General features: G+C 66.9%; 7 protein-coding genes. 5 read left to right on the forward strand and 2 right to left on the reverse strand.

From position 1 onward, the window contains the following. Window positions 1-351 precede the first annotated feature (351 nt). From V7Q53_RS11650 to V7Q53_RS11665, 4 genes are all read left to right on the forward strand, one after another. Complete coding sequence (locus V7Q53_RS11650) at window positions 352-795, forward strand: hypothetical protein (protein ID WP_333828722.1); 444 nt, start codon at window positions 352-354, stop codon at window positions 793-795. Between the two features lie 67 nt (window positions 796-862). Continuing rightward, entirely contained in the window at window positions 863-1279 is a 417-nt protein-coding gene (gene csgH, locus V7Q53_RS11655; protein ID WP_333828723.1) for a curli-like amyloid fiber formation chaperone CsgH, read from the forward strand. 83 nt (window positions 1280-1362) lie between these two features. After that, window positions 1363-1773, forward strand: coding sequence for a hypothetical protein (locus V7Q53_RS11660; protein WP_333828724.1), 411 nt, complete (start codon window positions 1363-1365; stop codon window positions 1771-1773). A 124-nt stretch (window positions 1774-1897) separates the two neighbouring features. Then, window positions 1898-2773, forward strand: coding sequence for an MBL fold metallo-hydrolase (locus tag V7Q53_RS11665; RefSeq protein ID WP_333828725.1), 876 nt, complete (start codon window positions 1898-1900; stop codon window positions 2771-2773). Window positions 2774-2887: 114 nt separating this feature from the next. On the opposite strand, the gene V7Q53_RS11670 is transcribed toward V7Q53_RS11665, so the two are convergent. Further along, window positions 2888-3574, reverse strand: a complete 687-nt coding sequence (locus V7Q53_RS11670) for a M48 family metalloprotease (RefSeq protein WP_333828726.1) — start codon at window positions 3572-3574, stop codon at window positions 2888-2890. A gap of 99 nt (window positions 3575-3673) precedes the next feature. Next, the gene (locus tag V7Q53_RS11675; protein ID WP_333828727.1) at window positions 3674-4666 is read right to left on the reverse strand and encodes a glucokinase; all 993 of its coding nucleotides are present in this window, start codon (window positions 4664-4666) and stop codon (window positions 3674-3676) included. A 282-nt stretch (window positions 4667-4948) separates the two neighbouring features. Here V7Q53_RS11675 and V7Q53_RS11680 point away from each other — a divergent pair, with 282 nt between their 5' ends. Continuing rightward, a complete protein-coding gene (locus tag V7Q53_RS11680) occupies window positions 4949-5896 on the forward strand; it encodes a hypothetical protein (RefSeq protein ID WP_333828728.1) in 948 nt (315 codons plus the stop codon). The last annotated feature ends 104 nt before the right edge of the window (window positions 5897-6000 follow it).

A 6000-nucleotide genomic window follows, 5' to 3' on the forward strand; every position in this document is an offset into this window, starting at 1 on the left:
TAACCGCCCCCGGTTCTGCGCAGCTTAGGGCGGTTTGCGGGGGGGCTGTCAATGCTGTGCTGCGTGCGGGCTGTGCCGGTGCGGTTTCGGGCTGCTCGGATGGGAATGCAAAAGAATCATGGAAATTCAAGGTCATGCCCGTCCTGTGCGTGCTGGTTATCGGATAACGCGGGCGTGGCTATCGCCTTTCGGCGCGGTGATTTTGCCTGACAGGGCGATGGCGGGCAGTTTGGGTTCATCGGCGGTGCAGATCAACTAGACCTGCCCCGACCGGCGAGAGAAACCGAGAGAAACCCGGCCGGACCATCAGGAAACCGGCACCCACCCGAACCGCTCAACAGGAGAACACCTATGTTCATCGTCAAAACCGCCCGCACCGCTGCCGCCCTGCTTCTGGTCGCTTCGACCGCCTTTGCGGTGCCCGCCTTTGCCAATGGCCACCGTATCCAGATCGAACAATGGGGCCAGAACAATGCGGTTGGCGGCGGCCAGAACGGTTTCGGCCAGCGCCTGACCGTTGTGCAGCAAGGCAGCTCGAACGTGACCGTCAACACGCAGGATGGTCACCGCAACCGCGCCGTCGTCGGTCAGAACGGCCGTGCCAACAGCGTTGACACCCATCAGGGCGGCCGCGCGAACACCGTGGGTGTGGCGCAGATCGGCAGCAACCATTCGGCGCAGGTTACCCAGAATGGCCGGCGCAATGTTGCGGCGGTGGTGCAGGTCGGTCGTGGCAGCACGGCCTCGGTCCATCAGAACGGCTCGAACAATGTGATTGCGATCGTTCAGGACTGACCCTGCCTGCGGGACTGCCGGCACCCGCCCGGCAGCCAACCCTTTCCCCGAACACCGGAGGAATATCATGAAACGTCACCAGAATTCCCGCCGCCTGCCTGCCCTTGTTCTCGGCGGCGCAGTTATCGGCCTTGCCGCCGCGGCCTGCGGCATTCCCGCCAGCGAGGCGGGCACCGCCAGCAGCAGCCGCAGCGCCGGGCCGGTGCGCTGCGAGATCAGCATCACCGACAGCCGGGGCGCCACCACCATCGAAGGCCGCGTCAGCGCCGACCGGCCCGTCAGCGGCACCTATCGTCTGGCCATTTCCAGCCGCTCTTCGGGCGGGCAGGCGATGATCAACCAGTCCGGCGATTTCACCGCCTCACCGGCAACCCCGGCAACGCTTGGTCAGACCTCGCTTGGCGGGCCCCGGGGCCAGTATGCCGCCGATCTGGAAGTCAGCGTCAACGGCGAGCGCCTGCGCTGCAGTGACGGCAGGCTCTGATCCCTCAGCGGGGGGCGCGCTGCCTGGCGCCCCCGGCCCCTTTTCAGCCGCCTTTCCTTCCCCCCAGCAACCGGGAGATTGCCATGAAAACCCTCGCTCTTGCCCTCACCCTTTCCGCCGCCACGCTGACAGGTGCCGCGCTGGCCCCGCTGCCCGCGCGGGCCAGCGGCGCGCTTTCCCTCCAGCTTAATGCGCGCAATGCCGATGAGGCGCGCGCCCTGCGGCTGGGCCTTGCGCTCTATGCCGTTCACCGCGATGTGCGCAGCAATGGCCATGTCACCCAGAATGGGGTGAACAACGCTGCCGGTATCGTGCAGCGCGGGTCAGGCTCCAACGCGATCATCCATCAGGAGGGGCGCGGCCATGAGGGGACCATCACCCAGCGCGGCAACAATCATGCCCATGGGCTGTTCCAGTTCGGCCGCAACACCACGGGCCATGTGCAGCAGCAGGGGCGGGCGCAGACCGGGGTGACCATTCTCTATGGCTGGTAAGCGCCATGATGTGCTGCGACATTGCCATGGGGTGAAGCGGAGTACCGCGTGACAAACGTGGGGTTGAAATACATTCAAAATATTGTATATGTTTCGCAACGCAACAGCATTGAGGAACAGAGCAATGTCCGCTTCGCCCACCGTCAAAGCCTTTTTCGACCGCCCCACGGGCAGCCTGCAATATGTCTTCCATGACCCGGCGACGATGCAGGGCGCCATCATCGACCCGGTCTGGAATTTCTTCCCCGAGGCCGGGGCCGTCACCACCGAATCCGCCGATGAAATTCTGGACTATGTCCGCGCCCAGGGCATTGCCATCGCCTGGATTCTGGACACCCACCCCCATGCCGACCATTTCAGCGCCGCGCCCTATCTGGCCGGAAAGCTGAGCGCGCCGCGTGCGATTGGCGAGAAGGTGCGCGATATCCAGAAGCTTTGGAAAGACAAATACAACCTGCCGGATGATTTCCCCACCGACGGCTCGCAATGGGACAGGCTGTTCCATGACGGCGATACCTTCATGGTGGGCGATATCCCGGTCAGGGTGATTTTCTCGCCGGGCCATACCCTTGGCTCGGTCACCTATGTCGCGGGCGATGCGGCCTTTGTGCATGACACGCTGATGTATCCCGAAAGCGGCACCTCACGCGCCGATTTTCCCGGCGGCTCGTCCGAGGCGCTGTGGCAGTCGATCCGCACCATCCTTGACCTGCCGCCGGAAACCCGGCTGTTCGTTGGCCATGACTACCCGGATGAGGGCGCAGCGCCGCAGTATGAGGCCACCGTGGCCGAGCACCGCGCGCGCAACAAGCATGTCAGGGACGGGATCAGCAAGGCGGAATTCATCGCCACCCGCGTTTCGCGCGATGCCACGCTGAAGCTGCCCTCCCGGATGCTGGCGGCGCTTCAGGTCAATATCCGGGGTGGCCGCCTGCCTGAGCCGGAAAGCGACGGCTACAGCTATCTGAAGCTGCCCATCGGGCGGTTCGATCCGCGCTGAACGGGGGCTTTCCGCTGCCGCCGTCATGTCAGGGTCATGCGGGCGTGGCAGGAAGGGGCGGTATTTGAGAGCCAGTCTTTTGAGCGGGGCAGGGTGGCAACATCCTGCCCCTTTTCACCCCTCGCGCCGCCAGCGCTGCTCAAGTTCCTCGATCGCGCGGATGCGGTCTTCGGTCTTGGGGTGGCTTGCCAGCCAGACAGGCGGGGCACCGGCATAGCCGGTCAGGTGGCCAAGCTTGGTAAACAGCGATTTCTGCGCCCCGGTGCCGATGCCTGCCTTGGTCAGCAGCGCGGCGGCATAGGCATCGGCCTCATATTCATCGGAGCGGCTGAGGCCTGCGGCCAGCACCGTCACCAGCCCGCTGGCGATCAGCGCGCCGATGCCGGGCAGAAAGCGGTTGAGAACGGTCGCCAAAGCCACCCGGACCGCATTCTGGCCCGAGAAATCAATCATCCGACGCCGGGAATGCCCCAGCGCGACATGGCCCAGCTCATGCGCGATGACCGAGGCCATCTCTTCGGCGCTTACCTCGCCTGCGTGGTATTTGCGCAGAAAACCCCGGGTCAGAAAAATCCGCCCGTCCGGCGCGGCCAGCCCGTTCACCGGCTCAATCTCATAGACATGAACGCGGATGCGCTTCAGGTCCAGCGCACGGGCCATACGCTCGGTCATGGCCTTGAGCTTCGGATCGGCCAATACGGTTGAGCGCGCATCCAGCTCACGCCGGGTGCGCCATGCCGAGAACTGGTACATCAGCAAGGCGTAGCCGATGATAAGAAGGAACGGCAGAAATTTGATCATGCATGAGATATGGCGCAGTGCGGGCCTTACGGCAAGTCACGTCAGGTGCCGGTGGGGCAAACTCAGGGTAAACTCAGGGCAAAGTCTGGTGAACGCCCCTCAGCCCGCCTGAACACCCAACCAGACGGCGCAGCCGGTCAGCGCGGCGAAATCGTCCTCGATCAGGCGGATGGGAAAGCCCTCCATCATCGGAGCGCAGCGCCCCATCGCGCGGAAATGGGTCGCCAGCCCGAAGCCGGCCAGATGCGGGCCCATGGCCCGCGCCGTACCGCCGATCAGGCAGATGCCGCCATAGGGCAGATGGATCAGCGCCAGATCGGCCAGCACCCGGCCCAGCAGCCGCGTGTAAAGCGCCCCGGTCGCCTTTGCTGCGCTGTCTCCGGCAGCGATGGCGGTGACCAGCGCTTCGGGTGTAAGCGCGCCGTGGCCCAGATGCCGGTGAATCGCGGCGAGCCCCCGGCCGCACAGTGCCTCTTCCACGGTGGCCAGCCCATGCTCGACCGCCAGCCAGTCTGCCAGCGCGGCCTCGTCGCTGTCCTGCCGGGGCAGGTGGATATGCCCGCATTCCGAGGGCGGGACGAACAGCCCCTGCGCGCTGCGGTGCACCGGGGCTGCGTTGAAGCCGGTGCCGATGCCGACCACCAGCCGCGTCATCGTGTCCGTCGTTCCCGTCGTTCCCGGCGTTTCGGGCGCCGGAACAAGGGTGCGGATATGCGCCGGGTCCAGCACATCAAGCGCATGGCCCTGCGCCTGAAGATCGTTGAGGAAATGCACCTCCGCGCTGCCGGTCAGGGCGCGGAGCGCCTCGCGTCGCAGCTCCCACCCAAGATTGGTCATGCGCACCACGCCGTCGCGCACCGGCCCGGCCACGGCAAGGCAGACGCCCGCGCACTCACGCACCCCGCAATCGCGCAGATAGAGCGCCAGAAGCGCCTCGAACGTGGCGTGCCCTTCGTTGCGATAGCGGCGGATGCTGCCCGGTCGCAGCACCCCCGCATCGGCCAGCGCCAGCCGCGTATGGGTGCCGCCGATATCGGCCAGAAGCTGCGGTGCCCGGTCGCGGTGCCGGGATTTCAGGTCTTGGTCGGACATGGGCCTCTCGCGGTTTTGTCCCTTCATAGCCGGAACTGCGGCGGCGCTCCATGGTGAAAGCAGACCCGCTTGCGCGCGGCTGCGTTTGAAGGAAAAGTGCGCGTCATGTTGCGTATCCTGTTCCTTATGTCGTTGCTCTCGATGTCCGCCTGCGCGGCACCGACGCCATCTGCCACGTCCCTCGCAGTCACGTCTCCGGCCACCCGCGCCCAAGCCCCGGCGCCGCATGCACGTGCGCCCTCGCCTGACGCGGTGTTGGCGCCGTTCGAGGATGCGGCCCTGATGCCACCCGAGGTGGCGCTGCTGCCCTATGACAGGGGGCGGGCCTATGCCGTGCTGGTGATTCTGCCGTCGCCTGCGATCGTCGATCTTTCGTCGCCCGGGCGGGCGCGCCGCGGGCTGGCAGGGTTTCTTGATCCGCTGGCGGTGCAGCGGGCGGGCACGGCGCTTGGCCATGTGATGGTGGGCTGGCGCTGCGCCGGGCAGGCGGGGGCGGGCGCGCAGGCGGGGCTGGTGTCAAAAACCGGCGCTGCCAACGGGCGCGGCTACCGTCTGCTCCGGCAGGGCTGGGGGATGGGTGCCATGCTCGCCAGCTATGACGACGGGCGCCTGGTGACGCTGGCCGAACTGCCCGACCAGCAGCGCCGGGTGATGCGCGCCGGACGGGCGCGGATCCTGGCGATGGAGATCACCGAGGACGGATGCCAGCGGATGCGCCGCGCACTGGCCCGCTATCTGGCCCAGCCACCGACCGGGCAGGCGCGCTATTCAATGGTGCCGACACAGGCCCGGCCGCTGGGCGACGGCTGCGCGGGTTTTGCGCTGTGCCTTACCGACACGGGGGGCGCCACCGGCGCGCTGACCCCGTGGCTTATGCGCAGCGTGGAGCTGCGCGACAGTTTCATGGGCCTTGGAGATACCCCGGAGCCGGGGGTCACGCCCCTGCCGACCGGGGCACGTGCGCCGCTGTCGCTCCTGCGGCTGCTGCTGGGAGACTGGTCGCTGGGTGCCGAGGTCGGCGCGGTCCGGTTGCTTGATCCGGAGCTTTTGCAATGCGCGCTGGAACAGGCCGGGGCGCGGGCGGGCTATCGCTTTGCGGAGCGCCTGCCGATGGAGGACCCGGTCAATGCCGCAGCGCAGGCGGCCATCGCCCGCTGGCTTGACGGCTGGCACCGGGCGACGCCGGTGCGGGTGGGGCGCGCGCAGGCGGTTGTGCTGCACCGGCGGTGATGCGGGCTGGCGCCGCGATGCACTGTCCCCTTGCACCGGCGGGCCTGAAGGGATTGAGTGCACGCAGTTCCGACCGGAGAGCCCCGATGCAAGACCGCCCGCCC

The sequence above is a fragment of the Pararhodobacter sp. genome, assembly GCF_036802785.1.
Lineage (GTDB): Bacteria > Pseudomonadota > Alphaproteobacteria > Rhodobacterales > Rhodobacteraceae > Pararhodobacter.